This is a genomic window from Aeromonas sp. QDB25, assembly GCF_027707725.1.
GTDB classification, from domain to species: domain Bacteria; phylum Pseudomonadota; class Gammaproteobacteria; order Enterobacterales; family Aeromonadaceae; genus Aeromonas; species Aeromonas caviae.
Window position 1 is genome coordinate 33,835 of sequence record NZ_JAPCIZ010000018.1, and the last position, 22,917, is coordinate 56,751.

Annotated in this window: 21 protein-coding genes; 14 read left to right on the forward strand and 7 right to left on the reverse strand. The window is 64.6% G+C overall.

Annotated features, from left to right (window positions below; all coding sequences use genetic code 11):
- The first annotated feature begins 31 nt into the window (after nucleotides 1-31).
- Nucleotides 32-589 carry a cytochrome b/b6 domain-containing protein gene (locus PG883_RS08570; RefSeq protein ID WP_201890472.1) on the forward strand — a complete coding sequence of 186 codons (558 nt, stop codon included), beginning with the start codon at nucleotides 32-34 and terminating at the stop codon, nucleotides 587-589.
- Nucleotides 590-695: 106 nt separating this feature from the next.
- On the opposite strand, the gene PG883_RS08575 is transcribed toward PG883_RS08570, so the two are convergent.
- Nucleotides 696-1,901 carry a NupC/NupG family nucleoside CNT transporter gene (locus tag PG883_RS08575; protein ID WP_010672751.1) on the reverse strand — a complete coding sequence of 402 codons (1,206 nt, stop codon included), beginning with the start codon at nucleotides 1,899-1,901 and terminating at the stop codon, nucleotides 696-698.
- A gap of 527 nt (nucleotides 1,902-2,428) precedes the next feature.
- Between PG883_RS08575 and dbpA the strand changes: the two genes are divergently transcribed.
- Entirely contained in the window at nucleotides 2,429-3,808 is a 1,380-nt protein-coding gene (dbpA, locus tag PG883_RS08580) for an ATP-dependent RNA helicase DbpA (protein WP_270807067.1), read from the forward strand.
- A gap of 85 nt (nucleotides 3,809-3,893) precedes the next feature.
- Entirely contained in the window at nucleotides 3,894-4,184 is a 291-nt protein-coding gene (locus PG883_RS08585) for a YkgJ family cysteine cluster protein (protein ID WP_039039772.1), read from the forward strand.
- 9 nt (nucleotides 4,185-4,193) lie between these two features.
- Here PG883_RS08585 and PG883_RS08590 read toward each other — a convergent pair whose 3' ends face one another.
- Entirely contained in the window at nucleotides 4,194-4,586 is a 393-nt protein-coding gene (locus PG883_RS08590) for a hypothetical protein (RefSeq protein WP_200164893.1), read from the reverse strand.
- A 285-nt stretch (nucleotides 4,587-4,871) separates the two neighbouring features.
- Here PG883_RS08590 and PG883_RS08595 point away from each other — a divergent pair, with 285 nt between their 5' ends.
- Nucleotides 4,872-6,266 (forward strand): PepSY-associated TM helix domain-containing protein, encoded by a 1,395-nt coding sequence (locus PG883_RS08595; RefSeq protein ID WP_270807068.1) that lies wholly within the window; start codon nucleotides 4,872-4,874, stop codon nucleotides 6,264-6,266.
- 206 nt (nucleotides 6,267-6,472) lie between these two features.
- Here PG883_RS08595 and PG883_RS08600 read toward each other — a convergent pair whose 3' ends face one another.
- Nucleotides 6,473-7,378: a 1,4-dihydroxy-2-naphthoate polyprenyltransferase gene (locus tag PG883_RS08600; RefSeq protein WP_199770511.1), complete on the reverse strand. Its 906-nt coding sequence runs from the start codon at nucleotides 7,376-7,378 to the stop codon at nucleotides 6,473-6,475.
- 210 nt (nucleotides 7,379-7,588) lie between these two features.
- Here PG883_RS08600 and PG883_RS08605 point away from each other — a divergent pair, with 210 nt between their 5' ends.
- The 8 genes from PG883_RS08605 to PG883_RS08640 all read left to right on the forward strand — a co-directional run bounded on the left by PG883_RS08605 (nucleotide 7,589) and on the right by PG883_RS08640 (nucleotide 18,658).
- Nucleotides 7,589-8,920 (forward strand): isochorismate synthase, encoded by a 1,332-nt coding sequence (locus PG883_RS08605; RefSeq protein ID WP_043154006.1) that lies wholly within the window; start codon nucleotides 7,589-7,591, stop codon nucleotides 8,918-8,920.
- A 33-nt stretch (nucleotides 8,921-8,953) separates the two neighbouring features.
- Nucleotides 8,954-10,699 (forward strand): 2-succinyl-5-enolpyruvyl-6-hydroxy-3-cyclohexene-1-carboxylic-acid synthase, encoded by a 1,746-nt coding sequence (gene menD / locus PG883_RS08610; RefSeq protein WP_270807069.1) that lies wholly within the window; start codon nucleotides 8,954-8,956, stop codon nucleotides 10,697-10,699.
- Nucleotides 10,689-11,453, forward strand: coding sequence for a 2-succinyl-6-hydroxy-2,4-cyclohexadiene-1-carboxylate synthase (gene menH, locus PG883_RS08615; RefSeq protein ID WP_270807070.1), 765 nt, complete (start codon nucleotides 10,689-10,691; stop codon nucleotides 11,451-11,453). Before menD ends, menH begins: the two co-directional genes overlap by 11 nt.
- Nucleotides 11,446-12,306: a 1,4-dihydroxy-2-naphthoyl-CoA synthase gene (gene menB / locus PG883_RS08620; RefSeq protein ID WP_039039779.1), complete on the forward strand. Its 861-nt coding sequence runs from the start codon at nucleotides 11,446-11,448 to the stop codon at nucleotides 12,304-12,306. The genes menH and menB overlap by 8 nt, the downstream gene beginning before the upstream one ends.
- The gene (gene menC / locus PG883_RS08625) at nucleotides 12,306-13,235 is read left to right on the forward strand and encodes an o-succinylbenzoate synthase (RefSeq protein WP_270807071.1); all 930 of its coding nucleotides are present in this window, start codon (nucleotides 12,306-12,308) and stop codon (nucleotides 13,233-13,235) included. The genes menB and menC overlap by 1 nt, the downstream gene beginning before the upstream one ends.
- A 3-nt stretch (nucleotides 13,236-13,238) precedes the next feature.
- A complete protein-coding gene (gene menE / locus PG883_RS08630) occupies nucleotides 13,239-14,639 on the forward strand; it encodes an o-succinylbenzoate--CoA ligase (RefSeq protein ID WP_270807072.1) in 1,401 nt (466 codons plus the stop codon).
- Nucleotides 14,640-14,815: 176 nt separating this feature from the next.
- Complete coding sequence (locus tag PG883_RS08635) at nucleotides 14,816-17,563, forward strand: collagenase (RefSeq protein ID WP_270807081.1); 2,748 nt, start codon at nucleotides 14,816-14,818, stop codon at nucleotides 17,561-17,563.
- Between the two features lie 156 nt (nucleotides 17,564-17,719).
- Nucleotides 17,720-18,658, forward strand: a complete 939-nt coding sequence (locus PG883_RS08640) for a SanA/YdcF family protein (RefSeq protein WP_200164304.1) — start codon at nucleotides 17,720-17,722, stop codon at nucleotides 18,656-18,658.
- A gap of 48 nt (nucleotides 18,659-18,706) precedes the next feature.
- On the opposite strand, the gene PG883_RS08645 is transcribed toward PG883_RS08640, so the two are convergent.
- Both PG883_RS08645 and PG883_RS08650 read right to left on the reverse strand, forming a co-directional pair.
- Nucleotides 18,707-19,321 (reverse strand): superoxide dismutase, encoded by a 615-nt coding sequence (locus tag PG883_RS08645; RefSeq protein WP_201933897.1) that lies wholly within the window; start codon nucleotides 19,319-19,321, stop codon nucleotides 18,707-18,709.
- Nucleotides 19,322-19,344: 23 nt separating this feature from the next.
- The gene (locus PG883_RS08650) at nucleotides 19,345-19,770 is read right to left on the reverse strand and encodes a hypothetical protein (RefSeq protein ID WP_200164889.1); all 426 of its coding nucleotides are present in this window, start codon (nucleotides 19,768-19,770) and stop codon (nucleotides 19,345-19,347) included.
- Nucleotides 19,771-20,074: 304 nt separating this feature from the next.
- Between PG883_RS08650 and PG883_RS08655 the strand changes: the two genes are divergently transcribed.
- Together PG883_RS08655 and PG883_RS08660 are read left to right on the forward strand one after the other, a co-directional pair.
- The gene (locus PG883_RS08655; RefSeq protein ID WP_200164303.1) at nucleotides 20,075-20,986 is read left to right on the forward strand and encodes an esterase/lipase family protein; all 912 of its coding nucleotides are present in this window, start codon (nucleotides 20,075-20,077) and stop codon (nucleotides 20,984-20,986) included.
- A complete protein-coding gene (locus PG883_RS08660) occupies nucleotides 20,983-21,723 on the forward strand; it encodes a lipase secretion chaperone (RefSeq protein WP_200164302.1) in 741 nt (246 codons plus the stop codon). The genes PG883_RS08655 and PG883_RS08660 overlap by 4 nt, the downstream gene beginning before the upstream one ends.
- 54 nt (nucleotides 21,724-21,777) lie before the next feature.
- Here PG883_RS08660 and PG883_RS08665 read toward each other — a convergent pair whose 3' ends face one another.
- Together PG883_RS08665 and PG883_RS08670 are read right to left on the reverse strand one after the other, a co-directional pair.
- Nucleotides 21,778-22,491, reverse strand: a complete 714-nt coding sequence (locus tag PG883_RS08665; protein ID WP_010672732.1) for a hypothetical protein — start codon at nucleotides 22,489-22,491, stop codon at nucleotides 21,778-21,780.
- A 30-nt stretch (nucleotides 22,492-22,521) separates the two neighbouring features.
- Nucleotides 22,522-22,917 (reverse strand): acyl-CoA thioesterase, encoded by a 396-nt coding sequence (locus PG883_RS08670; RefSeq protein WP_052815623.1) that lies wholly within the window; start codon nucleotides 22,915-22,917, stop codon nucleotides 22,522-22,524.

A 22,917-nucleotide genomic window follows, 5' to 3' on the forward strand; every position in this document is an offset into this window, starting at 1 on the left:
CTTCCCCCGGCCCCCACCATGGAGCCTTGCCATGACACCTGCCTCTGAAGTGAAAGTCTGGGATCCCCTCATCCGGGTGTTTCACTGGGCGACCGTCACCCTCTGCCTGCTCAACTTCTTCGTGCTGGAAGAGGGCAGCAACCCCCACAGATATGCTGGCTACGCGGTGGGCCTCCTGCTCATCATCCGCCTGCTGTGGGGGCTGGTCGGCCCCTATTACGCCCGCTTCGGCCAGTGGTGGCCAACCCCTGCCCGGGTCCGCTACTACCTGCGCCAGCTCGCCCAGGGGCGCCACCCCTACTACCTCGGCCACAATCCGGTCGGTTCCCTGATGATCTGGTTGCTGCTGCTGTCCCTGGTCGGGACCGTCGTCACCGGCTGGCTCACCACCTGGGATGCCTTCTGGGGCGAGGAGTGGCTGGAGGAGCTGCACGGCATCATCGCCAACACCCTGATGGCCGCCGTTGGCATCCATGCGGCCGTGGTACTCCTGACCGATCGCCTCACCCGCAGCGATTTGGTCCGCGCCATGGTGCTGGGCAAAAAGCGGGTCCCCGCCAACATCAAGGTGGAAGACCCCCGCGCTTGATGGCCGGGCTGCCGACCAGTCCCCTCCTCTGTTCACCCGCTCATCTGCCCAAAAAAAGACCCCCTGCCAAGGCAGGGGGTCGTCATGAGCAGCGCGGGGGGAGGACCTAGATCATCACACCGGCGATAACGGCGGAGAGCAGGCTCACCAGGGTGGAGCCATAGACCAGCTTCAGGCCGAAGCGGGAAACCATGTTGCCCTTCTCTTCGTTCAGCGCCTTCACCGCACCGGCAATGATGCCGATGGAGCTGAAGTTGGCGAACGACACCATGAAGATGGAGAGGATGCCGACGGTGCGCGGGGAGAGCTCGGCGGCAATCTTGCCCAGATCCATCATGGCCACGAACTCGTTGGTCACCAGCTTGGTCGCCATGATGGAGCCGGCCTGCAGCGCTTCACTGCCCGGGATGCCCAGGATCCAGGCAACGGGATAGAAGATGTAGCCCATGACGTGCTGGAAGTTGACGCCGAACGCCGCCTCGAACAGGTAGTTGATGAGGGCGATCAGGGCGATGAAGCCCACCAGCATGGCACCGACGATCACCGCCACGGTGAAACCGGCCATGATGTATTCCCCCAGCATCTCGAAGAAGTTCTCCTTCTTCGGCGTGTGGTGCTCGTCACCCTCGGCCAGCGCCTTGGCATCGGTCACGGTATTGTCGGGCTCGTAGGGGTTGATGAGGGAGAGCACCACGAAGGTGCTGAACATGTTGAGCACCAGCGCGGCCACCACGTAGCGCGGCTCGATCAGCTGCATATAGGCACCGACGATGGACATGGAGACGGTGGACATGGCCGTCGCCGCCAGGGTGTACATCTGCTTCTCGTTCAGGTGCGGCAGTATGTTCTTGAGGGCGATGAAGTTCTCGGACTGACCGACGATCATGGAGCTGATGGCGTTGAAGGACTCCAGCTTGCCCATGCCGTTGATCTTGGCCAGCACGGTGCCGATGCCACGAATGACGATGGGCAGCAGACGGATGTACTGCAAAATGCCGATCAACACGGAGATGAAGACGATGGGCATCAGCACCATCAGGAAGAAGGAGAAGGCCCCTTCGTTGACCAGACCGCCGAACACGAAGTCGGTCCCCTGCTTGGCAAACTCCATCAGCTTGGTGAAGCCGGCGGCAAAGCCACCCACCACCGCCAGACCCACTTCGGAGTTGAGCATGAACCAGGCGAGCGCCAGCTCGACCACCAGCAGCTGGCCGATGTAACGCAGCTTGATCTGTTTCCAGTTGCGGCGGTTTGCCAGCAACGCCAATGCCAGGACCATCACGAGTCCGAGCACGAAATGAACGTATTCCATACCAGTAGCACCCATTGAATTGTTATTTTTGACCGGCGCCATCATAAAGAACTGCATATTTAAAAATCAGAGAATCATCACAATCCGCGGTAAAAATATGCATGCGGAATAATACAAACGTTTTTAAATTAATTGCCAAGATACATGATTATTAATCGTCATTGAAAAAGCTTAAAAATAAATCAAAAACAATAAGTTATGCTCTCTCATTAATTTTATTCCTCATTCGTATATATATTTCATCACGGCTATATCCCATATGGCATCCTCCGATGACTCATCATCACCAGGACATGTTTAATTAAAAACGTTTTCTCGCCATTCATCATGATCTGGCCATGACCACCCTGTTCCATTGTGCTCTTTTTACCTACCGCAAGCCCGCCAACGCAGACAGAAGCCTCCATCGGCAACCCATGACGCCAACCGTTCAAATATTCACCGCATCCGGCGGCACATTCTGGTATGATGCGCCCCCTTGCGCACCGCGCCCCCCCATTTCTGGTTTTCCGACATAGAGTCCTTTTGTGAACAACAGCGAATTTAGCAGCCTGAACCTCTCCTCCGCCCTGCAGGACAACCTCGCCAGCCTGGGCTATCTGCAGATGACCCCGATCCAGGCCCAGAGCCTGCCCCTGGTGCTCGACGGCAAAGATTTGATCGCCAAGGCGAAAACCGGCAGCGGCAAGACCGCGGCCTTCGGCCTGGGTCTGCTGGCCAAGCTGGACGTCAACCGGCTGGCCGTGCAGGCGCTGGTGCTCTGTCCGACCCGCGAGCTGGCGGATCAGGTGGCCACCGAGATCCGCCGTCTTGCCCGTACCCTGCCCAACGTCAAGCTGGTGACCCTGTGCGGCGGCACCCCGACCGCACCGCAATCCGCCACCCTGGGCTTTGGCGCCCACATCGCCGTCGGCACCCCGGGCCGGATCCTCAAGCACCTGGAGCAGGGCACCCTTGCGCTCGACGACCTCAAGACGCTGGTGCTGGACGAAGCGGATCGCATGCTGGATATGGGCTTTGGTGAAGACATCAACCGCGTCATCAGCCACGCACCGCGGGATCGCCAGACCCTGCTGTTCTCCGCCACCTATCCGGAAGGGATCGCCCAGATGAGCCGCGGCGTGCAGCGCAATCCGGTGGAGGTGAGCGTGGAGTCCCTGCATGAAGAGAGCGCCATCGAACAGAAGCTGTATGAAGTGCCGGCCGGCCAGCGCCTCGATGCCCTCACCTGGCTGCTCAGCCACTACCAGCCGAGCTCCTGCGTGGTGTTCTGCAACACCAAGCGCGCCTGCAACGACGTGGCCGATCACCTGGCCGCCAAGGGCTTCTCGGCGCTGGCGCTGAACGGCGATCTGGAGCAGCGTGAGCGGGATCAGGTGCTGGTGCGCTTCGCCAACGGCAGCGCCACCATACTGGTCGCCACCGACGTGGCGGCCCGCGGCCTCGACATCAAGGAGCTGGGGGCCGTCATCAACTACGAGCTCACCTACGACCCCGAGGTGCACGTGCACCGCATCGGCCGTACCGGCCGCGCCGGCCAGCAGGGCCTGGCCCTGAGCCTCTACCAGCCGAACGAGGCCCAGCGCGTCAACTTCATCGAGGAGTACCAGCAGGCCCCCATTCCCCAGGGCGACCTGGCCGAGATCGGCCGCGACATCAAGCCGATCGCGCCGCAGATGGTGACCCTCTCCATCGATGCAGGCCGCAAGAGCAAGGTGCGTGCCGGTGACATCCTCGGCGCCCTGACCGGCGAAGGCGGCATTGCCGGGGCCGATGTAGGCAAGATCCAGATTTCCGAGCAGTACTCCTACGTGGCGGTGAAGCGCCAGGTGGCGAGCGCCGCCCTCAAGCGGTTGCAGGAAGGCAAGATCAAGGGGCGCAGCTACCGTGCCCGCAAACTGGGCTAAGATATTTCACACGCCCGGCCAGACCACAGGCGCCTGACAGGCGCCTGTTTCATATCATTCGCCGCCATGCGGCAAGACAGGTGACATGACCCAAGCAATCCAGAGCGATGTGAGCTGCCAGAACTGCGAAGCCTGCTGCTGCCGCCTCGAGGTGATGCTCTTCACCGACACCGGCGTGCCGGACCGCTATATCGAGGAGCGGGAAGGAGAAGTGCCCGTGATGCACAGACTGGAAGATGGCTGGTGCGCCGCCCTCGACCGCAACACCATGATGTGTCGCATCTACGAGGTGCGGCCGCTTATCTGCCGTGAATTCGAGATGGGGGAGCCCGACTGCCTCGACGAGCGGGACAAGTGGTTCATCAGGCTGGAATGAACGGGAAGTTCAACCCGTGCTGACGTGGATCTCCTTGCCTTGCAGCCCCTCGAGGCGCTGTGTCAGCCAGTGGATGGCCTGTGCTTCCTCCTCGAAATAGCGCACCTCCTGAAAGGGAAGCTCGCTGAAGACGTGATCCGCCAGATAACGTTTGAAATCCCCGATCATGACCACCGCCAGAAAGGCGCAGCCATGGGTGGCGCACCAGTTGAACTGGCGACGAAAACGGGCCAGCACCTCGGGGCCGGCGGCCTCGAACTCGGTCGCGACCTCGACGATGCCCCAGGGGGCTCCCTGCAAACGGCTTATCTGTTGGCTGAACTTGCCCTCATAGGCCATGGCGCCTGCCAGGTTGAAAGGGCCGCTCGGCCGACAGATCAGCAGTTGCCCTTGTCGCTGCATCTCAAAATGGCCGTGTGCTTGCACGTTCGCCTCCTGCCTTGAGTCCTTCGCTGCGGCTGATATGCCCTGTGTTGCCACAAAGTAAGAATTTATCCCCGAAAAGTCCATGAAGCTCCCCGCATTGTGAACGGAAAGCGCCATTCACCCCCCGTTTTTACCCCAGTGGCGGAATGTACATTTCTTCGACATGTTCTGTTGCAGTTAACAAAACGTTGCTGCTATCATCCGCGCCACTCAAAACATTCCACCTACTGAAACCTTTTGGCGTTCACCCAGGGATCAACGATGAAGCAACAAGACGCAAGTTATTACCAACGGATCTGGCGCTGGCATTTCTATGCCGGTCTCTTCGTCGCCCCCTTCCTGATCCTGCTCTCCCTCACCGGCATCGTCTATCTGTTCAAACCGCAGCTGGACAACCTGCTCTACCCCGAGCTGATGAAGGTGACGCCCGCCACCCAGACCCTGAGTGCCGACCAGCTGCTGGCCAAGGCAACCATCGCCATGCCGGACGCCAACCTGCGCAAATACCTGCCCCCGGTGGCAGCGGACGCGAGCGCCCAGATAGTCGTGATGCGTGAAGGGCAGGAGCTGACCCTCTTCATGGATCCCGCGAACGGCGCCCTGCTCGGCACCATGGACAACAAGTGGAACCTGCAGGCGGTGGCGCGCGCTCTCCATGCGGAGCTGATGCTTGGCACCACGGGAGATCGCCTGATCGAGCTGGCCGCAGGCTGGGGAATCGTGCTCCTCGTCAGCGGACTCTATCTCTGGTGGCCCCGCAAGGGGCCGGGTGTGGGGGGCATCCTCTGGCCGAGAATGCACCAGCGCGGCCGTCTCTGGTGGCGTGATCTGCACGCCGTGGTCGGCTTCTGGGGCGCGGGTTTCCTGCTGCTGCTGCTGCTGACGGGCATGACCTGGACCGGTTTCTGGGGCGGCCAGTTCGCCGATGTCTGGAACCGCTTCCCTGCGGCCATGTGGAACGAGGTGCCCAAGTCGGCCCCCCTCACCCGCAGCCTCAACCAGGCTCACGAACAGACCGTCTCCTGGGGGGCCGAGACCCTGCCCATGCCGAGCTCCCAACCCACGGCAGAGAGCCATGATCACAGCGCCATGACCCATGGCGGCGGACACGAGGGCATGGTCATGGCCAGCCATCGCATTCCGCTGCAACAGGTGGTCGACATCGCCAGCGAGCGTGGGGTCAGCCCGGGTTACAGCATCACCCCCCCGGTCGGTGAAACCGGCGTCTATACCATCGCCATCTTTGCCGATGATCCCCGCAACGACGCCACCCTGCACATCGACCAATACAGCGGCAAGGTGCTGGTCGACGTGCGCTGGCAGGATTACGGCCCGGTCGCCAAGACGGTGGAAACCGGCGTCATGCTGCACATGGGCAAGCTCTACGGCTGGCCGCATCAGCTCGTCATGCTGCTCATCTGCCTGATGATTCTGGCAAGCTCGGTGAGCGGGCTCTGGATCTGGTGGAGCCGCCGTCCCAGTGGTCGCCTCGCCGCCCCGCCCCTGCCCGCCAAGTTGCCTCCCATGGGCGGTGCCATCGCGGTGCTGGTCGTGCTCGGGATCTGCTTCCCGCTGGTGGGGGCCTCCATGGTTGCCATCTGGCTGCTGGACAGTCTCTTCTTCTCTCGCCGCACGGCCGTGGCCCAGGCAAGCTGATCCGTCAGGGGCAAGCCCGCCTCATGCACACGAGGGCACCCTGTCGGGGGCCCTCGTCGTCTGCATCACCTGTCATCATCCTTCGCCTGGCGGCATGCGCCTCCCCTGGCGCTCATCACATCGGTCTGATGAAACAACAACGCGTCGACACATCAACAAAAAGGGCTCCCGTTCGGGAGCCCTTTTCATTGCCAAACGCGTCGGCCTCAGGTGAGCGCCAGCCCGGCGGAGAGCAGCAGGCTGAACAGAAATGCGCTGATGGCGGTCTTCTTGAGGGCGCCGGTCAGCACCTCGCCATCGAAACTCTCTCGCAGGGTACGGGCGGCATCGGTGAGGGGCTTCATGGCGGGCAGAAAGATCCAGGGCCAGAGGCTCGCAGGCTGGGTCAGCAGGAAGGCGATGGTCGCCAGCAGCGCAGCCCCCAGCAAGACCCAGTGATAGGCGATGGCCCGGTTGCGGCCAAGGCGCACCGCCAGGGTGATCTTGCCGCTGGCGGCATCGGTCTCGATGTCCCGCACGTTGTTGATGTTGAGCACGGCAGTCGCCAGCAGGCCGCAGGCGGTGGCAGGCAGCAACAGGTCCCACTCCAGGCGATGGGTGAAGAGGTAGTAGGAACCGAGCACCCCCAGCAGGCCGAAGAACAGGAATACCGAGATGTCCCCGAAGCCGCGATAGCCGTAGGGGCTCTTGCCCACCGTGTAGGTGATGGCCGCGACGATGGCCGCTCCCCCCAGCAGGATGAACGTCAGGATCTGCTGCCACGCCTCCCCGAAGGCGCAGATCAGCAGGGAGAGGCCGCTCACCACGGCCGCCAGGGCGGTCAGCCCCATGGCCACACACATCTGGTGCCGGGTGATGAGGCCGGAAACCACGGCGCGCTGGGGACCGATCCGCTCCCCGTTGTCGGCACCGGAGACGGCATCGCCATAGTCGTTGGCCAGATTGGAGAGAATTTGCAGCAGGATGGCGGTCAGCAGGGAGAGCCCCATGATGGTGCCGTCGAACGCTCCCCGGCTGGCTGCCAGCCCCGAGCCCAGCAAGATGGAGGAGCACGCCAGGGGCAGTGTTCGCAAACGCGCCGCCAGCAACCAAACAGAGAAGGTATTTGTCATATTGTGATGGCCAAACAATCAGATATTGATCGTGTTAAGGGTTATCGAACCGGATTTAGGTATACTTGGCTGCGCGGGGGCGTCGGCTCCCCCGGGCAATTTACATGGACGAATGGGCAGATAATATATAGGAAATCGTCGCCCTTTGGCATCAACCTGCGCCATCCTCCCCCGGAGCGATCGCGATTATCCGGCTCAGACTAGACATCCATGTTGGCTCAGACCCACCTCAAGCAACAACTGGACGCCCTGCGTCACAGCACTGTCAGCGGTTTCGTGCGACTGCGCGTGGCCGCTCACGTCGACGTCTTTCCCGGCTGGTTGGCGGCCCAGACGCTCTACCCCCGCATCTATTGGCACGCCAGAGGGCAACAGAGCCCGGAGTACGTGGCGCTTGGCGCCATCCACGAGCTGACGCGGCCGGAGGATATCCAGCGGGTCTGCGACCTTGCCGGCACGGCCAGTGAAGACAGCCCTCGCTACTACGGTGGCCTGGCGTTCGACCCGGATCTGCCCGGCTGGCAGGGTTTTGGCCCCTGCCGCTTCGTGCTGCCCCGTATCGAACTGGTACGCCGGGGGGAGTGCACCAGCCTCTGCCTCAATCTCTGGCTGCCCGCTCGGGAAGAGGGTCACGCATTCGAAGCCGAACTCTGCGCCGCCGAGGCGGCGCTCGATGCCCTGCAACCCGAGGCCCCTCTGCCCGCCCTGCAAAAGCGGCCATGGCAGCGCCAGGACCTGCCGGGCCCTGCCCAGTGGCAGACCCTGGTGGAGCAGGTCACGGCCCCCGACTTCCAGGCCCGCACCCCCAAGGTGGTGCTGTCGCGGGAGAGCCTGCTCCAGAGCGAGGCGCACGATGCGCCCCTCTGCCCCTGGTCCCTGCTGACACAGTGGGCCCGCCACGCCCAGGAGTGCTTCCACTTCGGCTTCCAGTTCTCCCCCGAGCAGAGCTTCATCTCCTGCTCCCCCGAGCGCCTCTACCGCCGGGAGAAGGGCCACCTCTTTACCGAGGCGCTGGCAGGCACCATTCGCCGTTCCGGGGATGAGGCGACCGACGCGGCCCTGGCCGCCGAGCTGCTGGCCGACAGCAAGAACCGGCTGGAGAACCGGCTGGTTCACGCCGACATTCTCAGCCGCCTGGCACCCCTCACGACCGATGCCACCCTGACCGAGCCGCGCATTCTGAAATTGCGGCTGCTGCAACACCTCAAGTGCGACATCGAGGCCGAGCTCAAACCCGGCGTCTGCGACTGGCAACTGCTGGCTGCCCTGCACCCCACCCCCGCCGTGGGGGGCGCCCCCCGCGAGGCGGCGCTCGCCTTCATCCGTGAATGCGAGCCCCATGATCGCGGCTGGTATGCCGGTGCCTGTGGCATGCTGAGCCGGGAGACCTCGGAGTTCTCCGTCGCCATTCGCAGCGCCCGGATCAGGGGCCCGCGCATCAGCCTGTTCGCCGGTGCCGGCATAGTGGCGGGATCGGAGCCCGCCGCCGAGTGGGCCGAACTCGACAACAAGATCGCCAACGTGCTCTCCCTGCTGGGATAGCGTTTCTTACCGACTCCTCACTGCGAGAGCTTCATGTCCGCCAGCCACGTGTCCGCGCATCACGCCTTTGCCAGCCATCACGCCACCTTCAACCATGTCTGGTCCTCCCTCTTGCTGGAAGAGCTCTTTCGCCTCGGCGTGCGTGACATCGCCCTGGCCTCCGGATCCCGCTCGGCGCCGCTCACCATGGCCGCCGCCGCCCACCCGGGCTTTCGCCGCCACCTGCACTTCGACGAGCGGGGTCTGGGCTTCATGGCGCTGGGGCTGGCCAAGGGGAGCGGCCGCCCAGTGGCGGTCATCATGACCTCTGGCACCGCGGTGGCCAACCTCTGGCCCGCGGTGGCGGAAGCCCAGCTCACCGGGGTCCCGCTCATCATTCTCTCTGCCGACAGGCCACCCGAGCTCATCGACAACGGGGCCAACCAGGCCATCGATCAGCCGGGGATCTTCGGTCGCTACCCCGTCTATCAGCAAAATCTGCCGAGCCCCACTCCCACCATTCCGGCGGCCTTCGTGCTGAGCTCGGTGGATCAGGCCCTGGCCCGACAGGCGCACACCCCGGGGCCGGTGCACTTCAACTGCATGTACCCCGAGCCCCTCTATCCCGGCGATGCCTACCTGGACTTTGCCGACTACCTGGCGCCTCTCGGCGACTGGCTGCACTCGGCCAAGCCCTGGAGCCCCTGGCTGGCTGGCGAGCCAGGCTGCCCCGCCCAGCCGGACTGGGAGGAGCTGAAGGGCAAGCGCGGTGTCATCGTCGCCGGACGCATCCAGGATCCGGGGCAAGGCAAGGCGGTGGCCGAGCTGGCCGACCGCCTCGGCTGGCCCCTGCTGGCAGATCTGCAAAGCCAGATCCGCTTCGATGATCGCAACCTCGTCCACACGGATCTCGCCCTGCAACACAGCGACTTCGTGGCCGAGCTGGCCCGCGCCGAGGTACTGCTGCAATTCGGCGCCCGCCTCATCTCCAAGCGCCTCAGCCAGTTCATCAAACAACACCCCTGGCAGGATTACTGGCTGGTGGACCCGCAGCCGGCACGCCTCGACCCCGACTACCGGCTGCGCCGTCGCCTGGTGTGCGATCCCGCCGCCTTTGCGGCCGCCCATCCAATCCCCCATTCGCAGCAGCCCTGGCACCAGTTGGCCGCGCGCCAGCAGGCCATCAGCCAGCAGATCCGCACCGCCTGTGATCGCTTCTCGGAGCTCGGGGTGTGCCACCGCCTGAATCAGCTCATCCAGGGTCAGTTGTTCGTCGGCAACAGCATGCCGGCCCGGCTGATGGACATGCTGGGCGAGGTGGGCAAGGGCCCCAGCCGGGTGATGACCAACCGCGGCGCCTCCGGCATCGATGGCCTTATCGCCACCGCATACGGCTTCGCACAGTCGGTCCCGCCTGACAGTCGCGAGCCCACCACCCTGCTGCTCGGGGATCTCAGCGCCCTGCACGATCTCAACAGCCTGGCGCTGCTCGGCAAGGGGAGCCGCCCCCTGGCGGTGATCCTGCTCAACAACGACGGCGGCAGCATCTTCCGCATGCTGCCTGTACCCACCCAGGACGCCCTGCTGGAGACCTACTACTGCCTGCCCCACGGCCTGCACTTCGAGCACGCCGCCGCCATGTTCGGCCTGCACTACCGGGCCCCCACCACCCTCGACGCATTTGAGCGGGACTATGCCGCAGCCCTGAAAAACGGGGTAACCCTGATTGAAATCAAGGTACCGAGCAGTGAAGTCGCCGAGGATCTCAAGGCACTGGGAGCCGCTATCCGTGGTCTCTGATCCCGCCGTACCACTGGTGCTGCTGCACGGCCTGCTGGGGGACGCCGACGACTGGCGACCTGTCATCCAGGCCCTGCCCGGCATCCCGTGCCATGCCCTGGATCTGCCGGGCCACGGCCGCAACCGGGCACTGCGGGTGAGCGGCTTTGACGAGGCCCATCGCTGGCTCTGCGACGAGCTGGCCGCACGGGATATCGCCCACTACCGGCTGGTGGGGTATTCGCTGGGGGGGCGGCTCGCGCTTCATCACGCCAGCCACACCCCGGCGGGGTTGCAGGCCCTGCTGTTGGAGAACTGCCACCCCGGGCTGCCTGCCGGTGAGCGTCCGGCCCGCATCGCTCACGATGAAGCCTGGGCCCGGCGTTTCGAGTGCGAGTCCCTGACCCGGGTGCTTGCCGACTGGTACCGCCAGGGCGTCTTCGCCGACCTGGACGACGATGCCCGCATCCGCCAGGCCGCACGCCGCCTTGGCAACGACGGCAAGGCCGTGGCCGCCATGCTGAGGGCCACGTCCCTGGGGCGGCAGCCGGATCTCGCCCCCTGGCTTCGGGATACCCGGCTGCCGGTGCAGTGGGTCTCCGGCAACCGGGATCACAAATTCCATGCCCTCGCTTGCCAGTTGGTAAAGCAAGGCTGCAATATCAAACACTTGGCTCTGGATGGCGGACACAATCTGCACACAAGCCAGCCCGATACCTTTGCCCGGCTCCTGCGGGAGTGGGCTCACCAACCAGAAGAGAAGATCCATGATTGAAGCAATGACGGAAGCCGAGCTCTATGCCCCTGTCGAGTGGCACGACTGCTCCGCCGGTTACGAGGACATCCTCTATCACAAGTCCCCAGAGGGCATTGCCAAGATCACCATCAACCGTCCCCAGGTGCGCAACGCCTTCCGCCCCCGTACCGTGAAAGAGATGCTGCAAGCCCTGGCCGATGCCCGCTACGACGACAAGGTCGGCTCCATCATCCTCACCGGCTTCGGCGAGAAGGCCTTCTGCGCCGGCGGCGACCAGAAGATCCGCGGCGACTACGGTGGCTACAAGGACGATGAAGGCACCCATCACCTCAACGTGCTCGACTTCCAGCGTGACATCCGTACCTGCCCCAAACCCGTGGTGGCCATGGTGGCTGGCTACGCCGTCGGTGGCGGCCACGTGCTGCACATGATGTGCGACCTGACCATCGCCGCCGACAACGCCCAGTTCGGCCAGACCGGCCCCAAGGTGGGCTCCTTCGACGGCGGCTGGGGCGCCTCCTACATGGCCCGCATCGTCGGTCAGAAGAAGGCTCGGGAGATCTGGTTCCTCTGCCGCCTCTACGACGCCAAACAGGCCCTCGACATGGGGCTGGTCAACACCGTCGTGCCCCTGGCCGAGCTGGAGCGTGAAACCGTGCGCTGGTGCCGCGAGATGCTGCAACACAGCCCCATGGCCCTGCGCTGCCTGAAGGCGGCCCTCAACGCCGACTGCGACGGCCAGGCCGGTTTGCAGGAGCTGGCAGGCAATGCCACCATGCTGTTCTACATGACCGAAGAGGGTCAGGAAGGGCGCAACGCATTCAACGAGAAACGCCGTCCCGACTTCTCCAAATACAAGCGGAATCCCTGATGACACTCGCCCTCTACCACTACCAACTGCCCTTTACCCAGCCCCTGGCCTTTCACGGTCAGTTGCAGGTAGCGCGCGAGGGCCTGCTGGTACGCATCGATGATGGCTGGGGGGAGATAGCCCCCCTGCCAGGATTTTCCAAAGAGACCCTGGCCGACGCCCAGGCCGAGGCCCTCGACTGTCTGGCGCAGCTGGCGCGGGGACAGACCCCGACACCACAGCTGCCCTCGGTGCAGTTCGGGCTCGACTGCGCCCGTCGTAGCTGGCCCGAGCAGGGTGCCCCCCTGCCCGAGCCCTATCCGCTGATCCAGGGCTCCCCCCAGGAGCTGCTCAAGAACTGGAAGCAGTGGCTGCACGAGACCCCCCTCAAGGCCAAGCTGAAGGTAGCCCGCTACCCCATGCGCGACGAGCTGGCGCTGATCCGGCTGCTGCTCGATCGGCGCCCCAACCTCAAACTGGTCCTGGACGCCAACCAGGGCTGGACCCGCGAGGAGGCCTGGGCCTTCTGCGGCCACCTGGATCCGAATCGCATCGAATACCTCGAAGATCTGTGCGCCGACTTCGAGGACATCGCCTTCGTCGCCAGCCGCACCGGCATGCCGGTGGCGCTGGATGAACTGCTGGCCCAGGGCAAGCCCTGGGAGCCCATCCCGCAACTGCGCGCCCTGGTGCTCAAGCCGACCCTGCTCGGCGCCCTGGCCAACAGCGAGGCCCTGGTAGCCCGCGCTCGCGAACTGAAGCTCAAGGTGATCGTCTCCTCCTGTTTCGAGTCTGGTCTCGGCCTCGGTCAGCTCGCCCGCCTCGCGGGGGAGTGGGCGCCGGATCAGGCCCCTGGCCTCGATACCCGCCGCTGGCTGGCCAGGGATCTGCTGGACAAGCAGGGGCAACCCGATCCGGGCAGGATGGACCCCCTGTTTCACCGTGACTGACCCATGGTGACCCGTCAGATCCCACGGCAGGAAACCTGCCCGGTACGACGCTGGGCGACACTGGCCCCTCATCGCATTGCCATCCACAGCGGGGAGCCTCTTAGCTACCAGCGCCTTGACCTGCGCCTCAACAGCCTGTGCAATCAGCTCGCCCGGGCCGGGCTGGAACGGGGAGATCATCTCGCCGCCGTGGTGCGCGGCGCCCTGGAGGATGTGTTGCTGGCCTGGGCCTGCGTGCGCAGCGGCATCGTCTTCTGCCCCCTTAATCCCGCCTTTCCGGCAACCAGACACAGCATACTGGCGAGCCAGCTCGAGGCCCGGGCATTCTGGTCGGCAGGCGAGATCCCGGCGGGCGACTGGCAAGCCCTCAGCCTCGACTTCACGGGCGAGCTGGCCGCAGATGGGGAGTCCCCGCTGGTACCCGACCAGCCGAACAACATGATCCTCACCTCGGGATCCAGCGGTACCCCCAAGGCGGTGGTCCACCGCCTCGCCAACCACCTCGCCTCGGCCCGGGGTTCCGCCACCCTGATCCCCCTGGACGAAGCCTGCGGCTGGCTGCTCTCCCTGCCACTGTTTCACGTCGGCGGTTACGCCATCCTGTTCCGGGTCTTCCTGGCGGGAGCCGCCCTGGTGCTGGACGATCGCACCCGGCCCCTCAAGGCGCGGCTCGAGGATCAGCCCATCACCCACCTCTCGCTGGTGCCGACCCAGCTCTGGCGCCTGCTGGCACAGGGCTTCGACCCATCCCGCACCCGGGTGCGAGAACTGCTGCTCGGGGGCGCCGCCATCCCGGCGCCCCTGGTCAACCGGCTGACCGCTCTGGGGCTGGAGCCCAAGGTGAGCTATGGCCTCTCCGAGATGGGCAGCCAGGTCTGCACCGGGCAACCCTGCGCCGCCGGCGTGGTGGGTCGCCCGCTGCCGGGGCGGGAGGTCTGCATTCGCCAGGGGGAGATCTGCGTGCGCGGTGAGACCCTGTTTGCCGGCTATTTCAGGGAGGGCGAGCTGGTGCGCCCCCTCGATGAAGAGGGCTGGTTCCACACCCGGGACAAGGGCCGCCTCACTCCGGGGGGCGATCTGGTGGTGGAGGGGCGGCTCGACAACCTCTTCATCTCGGGAGGGGAGAACATCCAGCCCGAGACCATAGAGCAGCGGCTGGTGGATCACCCTGCCGTGGCCCAGGCCCTGGTGGTGCCGGTGCCTAGCGACGAGTGGGGGCATAGGCCCGCCGCCTTCATCGACTGGCACGGCGAACCGGCACCATCTGCCGAGCTGGCCGCCTGGATCAGGCTGTCGTTACCCGGCTTCATGGTGCCGGACCAGTGGCATCCCTGGCCGGATCTCGGCGGCAATCTGAAACCCTCCCGCACCCTGCTCGCCCGCAGCTTGCGACAAAAGGAGTGACGCCTCCCCCATATGGGGCGGAGTCCTTGCTATCAACACAGCCCCCTTTGGGGCTGTTTTTATGTTGTTTGCTCCCGAATGCATCATTTCGCTGCGCCATCTGGCCAATTGATATTCCTTTGGAGCCCAATAACCTCTCTGGTCCCCACGCCTCTCCATCCACCAAAGGGATCATGATGAAGCACCTCTCTCCCCGGCTGCTGCTCCTGGCAGCCCCAGGCCTGCTCGCCACTTCGGCGCTGGCCAACTACTCCCCCTCCGACTGGCAACAGTATCAACTCAACGGCGAAGCCAGCCGCCAGCTGGGGGATCGCCTCACCGAAGTGACCTACGAGCTGAGCGCCCGCGACGCCGGCGCCCCCTATCAGCAGCTGAGGGTGTATCGCCGCTTCGACTGGCGCGACGCCAACCTGGCGGCCCTGGCCGAGCAGCTGTGCGGCGAGCCGCAGCTCAAGGTCGAGCAGGGCTGGCAGATCCGCTACCTCAGCTGTGAAGAGGTGGTACCGGCCGGCAAGGCCGTCCCGGCCAGCAGCTATGACTATGGCTACGGCATGAAGCAGGGCCGCTGGGAGCCGCTGGCGGGCACCCCGACCGCGCCGCGTCAGGATCGTCTGCCGCTGGCTGAGCGGGTCATCCTGGGTCACAGCGAGCAGGAGCTGGATCGCTGCGAGCTCAACGCCGAAGGTCGCTGCGCCGAGCAGGCATGGCAGTACCAGCCGCAAAACTGGCAGCAATTGAAGGTGCTGGAAGAGACCCCCAATGAACGGGATGGCCGCCTCGAGCAGATCTTCTTCCGCCTGCAGCCCATCGCGGGCAGCCAGGCCGCCAAGCAGGTGAGCGAGTTGCACGTCTGGCGTCAGTACACCTGGTTGCTGGACGAGATCAAGGCCCAACAGGAGTGCGATGAACCCCAGACCCGTCAGGAAGGGGACAAGACCATCAGCTATCGGGTGTGCCGTCAGACCCTGCCCGTCGGCAGCGAGGTGCAGGTGGTCTTGAAGGACACCGGCTATCAATACCCGGTGGGGGGCAGCGAATGGCAGACCCTGCCGGAGACAACCGAGTGGCAGGAGAGCCGGGTGCTCAACCGCCCCATCGTGCTGGCCAGCAAGGAAGAGCTGCTCGACTGTCGCCGTGCCGACGGCCGCGCCTGCTCCGAGCCGGATCTGCCGGGCACCGAGCTGCTGGACGCCGACGCAGCCAAGATAGTGCAGGACGCCAGTGGCCAGCCCGCGCCGGTCTGGCAGGAGAACTATGGTCACGATGACACCAAGCTGCTGGCCGTGTCCCGCGGCATCCAGAGCCTGCTGGCGGCCAATCAGCCGGCTCATCCGGCCATGAAGCTGCTGCTGGAATACGTGCGTGCCCACAACTACCACAACTACGGCAAGCACAAGGAAGACGGCCCGGCCGCCGCCGAGGCGCTGGCCGAGGCATTGACGGCACTCGGTGCCCATCCGCTGCTCTTCCCGGAGCAGGCCAGCGACGAAGTAGGCGCCATCATGGGCGCCTGGAGCATCGCTCTGCACGGTCAGTTCAAGAGCCCGGCAGTGCAGAGCCGCTTTGGCACCCTGCTCGGCGAGTTCAACCAGATGCTGGCCTACGCCACCCGTCATGCCAGCGAGATCAACGGTCAGCACGCCTGGGCAACCGGCCTGTTCGATCTGCTCAACTTCCTCGACTTCGCCAGCGACTACAGCGACCCCTTCGCCAACGACTTCCGCCAGCAGGATGGCGAGCTGCGCAAGCAGCTGCACGCCCTCGGCATGAGCGAACTCGCGTTGTGGCAAGGAAGGGATGGCGCCGATCTGTTCCTGCTCAACAACGTGCTGGATGCCTACACCCGTCTCTACCGGGTCGCCCGCTATACCCGCCCGGACGAGCTCGACAGCTACCGCAAGCTGCTGGATGACTCCGTCATCGCACTGGTTCGCCACCACGACCTGATCCCCGGCGGCCAGCAGAGTCAGGACCTGCTGGAAGACATGTCGCTGACCCTCTCCACCTACTACCTGACCTACACGGACCTCACCAGCGAAGCCTGCATCAGCGGTGACTTCGCCGGGCTCTGCACCCCTGTCCGGGTGGAGGACGTGCTGCCCTTCGAGCACACCTGCTCGCCGACCCTGCGCCTGCGGGCCCAGGATCTGACCATGGCTCAGGCCGAGGGGATCTGCCGTGAACTGGGTGCCGAAGAGCAGCAGTTCCACCAGCAGATGGAGACCGGCTGGCAGCCGGTGGCGGACGATCACAACGAGGCGCTGGAACTGGTGGTCTTCAACTCCTCCGCCGACTGGAAACGCTACGGCAGTGCCCTGTTCGGCGGCGTCTCCACCGACAACGGCGGCATCTACCTCGAAGGGGATCCGGCTCGCCCCGGCAACCAGGCCCGCTTCTTCGCCTACGAGGCGAAGTGGAAACGCCCTGCGTTCCAGGTGTGGAACCTGCGCCACGAGTACGTGCACTACCTGGACGGCCGCTTCAACCAGTACGGCAGCTTCGGCCACTACCCGCTCAACCGCACCACCTGGTGGTCGGAAGGGCTGGCGGAATTCATCGCCCACGGTCAGTGCTTCGCCCGCGGTCTGGACAACGTCGCCGGCCGCCCGGCCAGCGACCGTCCGGCCCTGGCCGACATCCTGCACCTGGATTACGACAAGGGTGGCGAGATGGTCTACTCCTGGTCCTACACGGTGCACCGCTTCCTGAACGAGACCGGTCGCGGCGCCAGCTGGCTGGCCATGGCCCGGGCCCTGCGAGGCCCGGATCGAGAGCAGGCCATGAGCGCCTTCGAAGCCGAGCTTGACCAGCTGATTGCCAATGACAGCGAGGCCTACCAGCAGTGGCTCGGCCGCGAGCTGCTGCCCTGGTGGGAAGCCAACAAGGACTCCGACGAGTGCAAGGCCAACGACTCCTCCCACTGAGGACGAGACGGCTATGACAAGGGGCGGCCATGGTCGCCCCTTGTTTATGGCGCCGTTTGATAAGCCCGGGATCCTGGCGCGCGCTGCGACAACCTCTGCCCGAGTGAGACCCTGCGCCGCCATCAAACCTGACGCGCCACAACAACTTGTAATAGAATGGCCCCCTGTCTTCTCTTACTTCAGACCCGAACCGCACCGCGCATGAAGAAGTTTGCCAAGATCCTGCTCGCCTGCCTCTGCCTGTTGCTGGCCTCCATCGCCGCCCTACTTGGCTACAGCGAGTGGACCGTCTCGGACGCCCGTCACTACACCTACGACGACGTCAACGCGGTGCCCTACAACCGGGTCGCCCTGGTGCTCGGCACCTCCAAATACCTGATTGGCGGCAGCCCGAACCACTACTTCAAATACCGGATCAAGGCCGCCGCCGAGCTCTACAACAACGGCAAGGTGGACTACATCCTGGTCTCCGGCGACAACGCCACCGTGCAGTACAACGAACCGCGCCAGATGCGGCGGGCCCTGATCCAGGCCGGCATCCCGGCCAACGCCATCTACAGCGACTACGCAGGGTTTCGGACCCTGGATTCCATCGTGCGTGCCAAGGAGGTGTTCGGTCAGGCCCACTTCACCGTGGTCTCCCAGGCCTTTCACAACGAGCGAGCCATCTTCATCGCCCGCCATTTCGGCATCGAGGCGGTCGGCTTCAACGCCGTGGATCCCAGCGCCTATCAGGGCATCAAGACCCGGGTACGCGAGGTGTTCGCTCGCCTGATGGGGCTGCTAGACCTCTACGTGCTGGACAAGGGGCCCAAGTTCCTCGGCGAGCCCATCGTCATCGGCGGCCCGGTCCCCTGCCAGGCGTTGAGCACCATAGGGGCGAGCCAGCCCTGCCTGCCCATTGCACCGCCCCCTCATCAGCCGAAGGCCAAGCAGGCAACGGCCGTGAGCGCGGCAACAGCCACCAGTGCAGCGGCTGCAACCAGCAGTACCTTGGCCACCAGCGCAGCCGTACCGAGCGAAGCTACGCCCGTGGATAATCCGGCTGCCGCCAGCGCGGCAACGCCAACCGGCAGCACACTGACCCCTCAATGAAAGAGACCCGCCAACAGGCGGGTCTCTTTCATCAGGTGAAATGGGTCGTCAGGCCAGCGCGGCCACATAACGCCGTGCCACCTCGTCCCAGTCGATCACGTTGTAAAACGCGGCTATGTAGTCGGGACGCTTGTTCTGATACTTGAGGTAGTAGGCATGCTCCCACACATCCAGCCCGAGTATCGGGGTGAGCCCCTCCATCAGGGGGCTGTCCTGGTTCGCGCTGCTCACCACCTGCAACTTGCCGCGCCCATCGACCACCAGCCAGGCCCAGCCGCTGCCAAAACGGCTCAGCGCCGCCTGAGTAAAGGCCTGTCTGAAGGCCTCCAGCCCACCCAGATCCCGCTCCATCGCTGTGGCCAGCTCGCCGCCCGGCTCGCCGCCGCCCTGTGGACTCATCACCTGCCAGAACAGGCTGTGGTTGGCGTGGCCGCCGCCGTGATTGCGCACCGCCCCCTGAACCTGGGCCGGCAGGCTGTCGATACGGGCAAGCAATGCCTCCAGCGGCAGGGTAGCCAGCTCCGGCAGATCGGCCAGGGCGGCATTGAGGTTGGTGACATAAGTCTGATGGTGACGGCTGTGATGGATCTCCATGGTCTTTGCATCGATATGGGGTTCCAGCGCGTCATAGGCGTAAGGAAGGGCTGGCAGGGTATGGCTCATGTTCATTGTCTCTCCTGTTGGGCTCAATGCAGTTGATGGGCAGAGCCGGTCTGACACAGACATTGACCCAGGCTGCGCTGGATGCCGTCGTGATGACCGTGTTTGCCCAGAAAGGCGAGCAGCTCGGTACGGGTGCTGCGGGCGTGGCGAACAGCCGCCTCCTGCAGGGCAGCGGAACTGGTGGGGGACTGGCTGGTGGCCAGCAGGCAATCATGGATGTGACACAGCAGGTCGGCGGCCCGATCCGGCAGGGTCATGGCCACTAGCAGATCCGCCAGGTTGTGATGGGCCACCACCAGGGCCGCCACCGCTTCGTCGGCATCGTGCCAGTCGGCAAACTGCTGGCGGGCAAGCCACAGCGCCTGCTGATAGCAGTCGAGCGCCCTGGCGTACTCCCCCGCATCGAAATGACGGTTGCCACTCAGGGTCTGCGCCTTCCAGTGCGCCATGCTGCTGTCCGCTCCGGTGGTACCGACCCACCCCTTCACCCAGGTTCCCGTCATGACTCGACCACTCAAATGATAATAATTATTATTTAACTTATTTGATGAGCAGACACAAGGAATAGTTGGTGCCGCCTTTTTTGCCCATATGGGTAGGGTTTTTCTGCAATCCCCGGTTTAGTGATCCCACCCACAGATACATTTGAGTTCAGCTACCATGCTGCCGGTACTGGCATGAGGCCGGTGGCTGCCCGGTGACGACCCCCGGTAACGACCGAGTGCAGCCGGTTTTTTCACAAGGACGGTGAAGATGAAAAGATGGCTATTGATGCTGTTGTGCGCCCTGCCCATGCTGGGTCAGGGCGCCGGTTATACCCAGACCCGCTACCCCATAGTGCTGGTGCACGGTCTGTTCGGTTTCGACAAGCTGCTCGGGGTCGATTACTTCTACGGCATCCCCCAGGCCCTGACCCGGGATGGTGCCAAGGTCTACGTGGCCCAGGTCTCTGCCACCCAGAGCTCGGAGCTGCGCGGTGAACAGCTGCTCAAGCAGGTGCAGCAGGTGCTCGCCATCACAGGGGCCGAGAAGGTGAACCTCATCGGCCACTCTCACGGTGGCCCCACCATTCGCTACGTCGCTTCGGTCGCCCCCGAGCTGGTCGCCTCCGCCACCAGCGTGGGCGGGGTCAACCATGGCTCGGAGATCGCCGACCTGGTGCGGGCCAAGGTGACGCAGGGCTCGGCGGCCGAAGGTCTGGCGGTGGCCGCCGCCTCGGCCCTGTCCGGGGTCATCTCGCTGCTCTCCGGGGGCAGCCAGCTGCCGCAGGATCCCCTCGCAGCCCTCGACGCCCTCACCAGCACCGGCGCCCAGCGCTTCAACCAGCGCTATCCGGAAGGGCTGCCGAGCCAGCATTGCGGCGAAGGGCCCATGCAGGCCGCCAACGGGGTCTACTACTTTTCCTGGAGCGGACGCGGCACCATGACCAACATCCTGGATCCGGTGGATCCGGCGCTGGCGCTGACCGGCAGCTTCTTCAAGGAGCCCAGTGACGGCCTGGTCGGGGTGTGCAGCAGCCACCTCGGCAAGGTGATCGGCACCCACTTCCGCATGAACCATCTGGACGAGGTGAACCAGTCGTTCGGCATTCGCCACCTGTTCGAGACCGACCCGGTCAACCTCTATCGCCAGCACGCCAACCGCCTGCAGAGGCTGGGACTATGAACAGGGCATGGCTGATGGCTGCTCCGCTGGCGGCGGCCCTGCTGCTGGGGGGCTGGCAGTATTGGCCCTCCGCTGACGCAACCGCCCCTTCGCCGCAACATGCCGGGCCCGCTTCCCCTCTGGTCAGGCAGGCCGCACCGCCGTCGGATAAGTCCTCGCTGCAGGCCCGCCATGAAGCCTTTCTCGCGGCCGAGGGCAGCCTGACGGTGCCGACGGATCCGGGCCTGGCCAGCTTGCAGAAGCTGTTCGACGAGCGCGAACAGTTGCGCAGGCAGCGCTTCACCCCGGTCGAGCAGGAGCAGCTGTTTGCCGAGGACAGGCTGATGGAGCAGTGGACCCTGCGCCGCAAGGCGCTGGCGGAGGCCAGCGATGCCGACAAGCCGCTGCTGGCGAGCGAGCTGGAGCTCTGGCTGGCGGAGCAGCCCCAGTGGTTTCGGGAGGCGGAGGCCAACAGCCGCCTGCTCGGCGATCTGCAGGCTCTGGATCAACTCCCCGCAGCCGGGCGTGACGCCGCACTGCGCGAACAGTTGGGACCGGAGGCGGCAGACCGGTTGCACCAGCTGGCAGAGAGCCAGCAGGGGTTCGAGCAGCAGCTGGCCGGCTATCTGGCCGAGATCAGGCCCCTGCCTGCCGAGGCCCGGGTCAGCCAGCAGCCGGAGATCCTGGCACGCTGGTTCGAGCCCGGTCAGTGGCGACGGGTGGAGGCCCTCACCCGGCTCACCCTGGACGAGCAGTAACCGGCATGAAAAAGGGGCCCGCAAGTGGGCCCCCATTCTTTGACGCTGCCGCCCTTACTGCGGCTTGTTGGCACCCGGCAGCGGCTGCCAGGTGAGGCGAGTCACCCGGTTGCCCTGCACCTCGCAGGTGAGGCAGAGATCCTGCCACCCCTTCTCCTGGCGCAGGGAAACTTCTCCCTTGATGCCCTCTGCACTCCTCTTGAGTTTGGCCGGCTCGAAGGTCACCTTGTCACCTCCGGCGAGCGCCATCAGCTTGCCATTGCAGAGCCACTGGGCGAGCTCGGCCCCCTTGAGCTTGACGCCCCCCTTGTCAGCCTTCTCCTCGGCGGTGCTCGGCGCAAACAACCCGCCCAGCTCGGCCGCCCGTCTGGTCAGCCAGGCTTCCCGCTGCTGCATGCTCATCTTGCTGACAAACTCCGCAGGCTGCCCCTTGTCGTCCAGCCATTGGGTCAGCTTGCCACTGTCATCGAAGGCGAACTGAGCGGCGGGCTCCTTCACCCCGAACAGCTTGCCGCCCTTGAAGTAGTAACGGCTCTCCCCTTCCTGTTTGCCCTGCTCGTTCAGGATGGGCACGGCGATGATGACGGGCGTGCCGTCGACCCAGGCCTTGATGTCAACGCCATCGTGGCTGAACAAGCGGGTATCGAGGGCGCTGTCGGCCCCCTTCTCCATCAGGGTGAACTGCTCGGCCAGGGAGGCGGCGAATGAAGGCAGGGAGCAGAGTCCCAGTCCCAAGCCGAGGCTCAGGGCGATCGCGGTTGTGCGCATAAGTGTCCTGTGGTGGGCCCGAAGGCCGGATTAACTCTCTACCAGCCAGGTCCTCAGTCCCTCCCGGTGAGCCTCGCTCAAAGGGATGGACTGCCGGGTCCGGTAGTCAAAATGGATCAGGGTCGTCTCGGCGGTCACCGCCAGCTCGCCGCCCTGCCAGGCTTCCTGCCAGAGCGTGAAGGAGCTGGTGCCGATACGCCGCACGCCGGTCTTGATCGACACCATCTGGCCATAGAACAACTCCCGTTTGAATTGCACCGTGTAGCCCGCGATGATCAGATGCCAGTCATGCACATCCAGCTCGGGCGAGAAGAGGCGAAACAGGGGATCACGGGCCGATTCAAACCAGACCGCCGGCACCGTGTTGTTGATGTGGCCGAGGGCGTCCGTCTCTTGAAAACGGGGTTGGATCTGCATTTCCAGCAT

Bases quoted from the DNA above. Each gene is read 5' to 3' on its own strand.
- PG883_RS08600 (WP_199770511.1), bottom strand. From the start codon at position 7,378: ATGACAAATACCTTCTCTGTTTGGTTGCTGGCGGCGCGTTTGCGAACA.
- PG883_RS08605 (WP_043154006.1), top strand. From the start codon at position 7,589: ATGTTGGCTCAGACCCACCTCAAGCAACAACTGGACGCCCTGCGTCAC.
- PG883_RS08655 (WP_200164303.1), top strand. From the start codon at position 20,075: ATGAAAAGATGGCTATTGATGCTGTTGTGCGCCCTGCCCATGCTGGGT.
- PG883_RS08595 (WP_270807068.1), top strand. From the start codon at position 4,872: ATGAAGCAACAAGACGCAAGTTATTACCAACGGATCTGGCGCTGGCAT.
- menD (WP_270807069.1), top strand. From the start codon at position 8,954: ATGTCCGCCAGCCACGTGTCCGCGCATCACGCCTTTGCCAGCCATCAC.
- PG883_RS08645 (WP_201933897.1), bottom strand. From the start codon at position 19,321: ATGAGCCATACCCTGCCAGCCCTTCCTTACGCCTATGACGCGCTGGAA.
- menB (WP_039039779.1), top strand. From the start codon at position 11,446: ATGATTGAAGCAATGACGGAAGCCGAGCTCTATGCCCCTGTCGAGTGG.
- PG883_RS08570 (WP_201890472.1), top strand. From the start codon at position 32: ATGACACCTGCCTCTGAAGTGAAAGTCTGGGATCCCCTCATCCGGGTG.
- PG883_RS08640 (WP_200164304.1), top strand. From the start codon at position 17,720: ATGGCCCCCTGTCTTCTCTTACTTCAGACCCGAACCGCACCGCGCATG.
- PG883_RS08660 (WP_200164302.1), top strand. From the start codon at position 20,983: ATGAACAGGGCATGGCTGATGGCTGCTCCGCTGGCGGCGGCCCTGCTG.
- PG883_RS08575 (WP_010672751.1), bottom strand. From the start codon at position 1,901: ATGGAATACGTTCATTTCGTGCTCGGACTCGTGATGGTCCTGGCATTG.
- PG883_RS08585 (WP_039039772.1), top strand. From the start codon at position 3,894: ATGACCCAAGCAATCCAGAGCGATGTGAGCTGCCAGAACTGCGAAGCC.
- PG883_RS08590 (WP_200164893.1), bottom strand. From the start codon at position 4,586: ATGCAGCGACAAGGGCAACTGCTGATCTGTCGGCCGAGCGGCCCTTTC.
- menC (WP_270807071.1), top strand. From the start codon at position 12,306: ATGACACTCGCCCTCTACCACTACCAACTGCCCTTTACCCAGCCCCTG.
- PG883_RS08665 (WP_010672732.1), bottom strand. From the start codon at position 22,491: ATGCGCACAACCGCGATCGCCCTGAGCCTCGGCTTGGGACTGGGACTC.
- menE (WP_270807072.1), top strand. From the start codon at position 13,239: ATGGTGACCCGTCAGATCCCACGGCAGGAAACCTGCCCGGTACGACGC.
- PG883_RS08635 (WP_270807081.1), top strand. From the start codon at position 14,816: ATGAAGCACCTCTCTCCCCGGCTGCTGCTCCTGGCAGCCCCAGGCCTG.
- PG883_RS08650 (WP_200164889.1), bottom strand. From the start codon at position 19,770: ATGGCGCACTGGAAGGCGCAGACCCTGAGTGGCAACCGTCATTTCGAT.
- PG883_RS08670 (WP_052815623.1), bottom strand. From the start codon at position 22,917: ATGCTGGAAATGCAGATCCAACCCCGTTTTCAAGAGACGGACGCCCTC.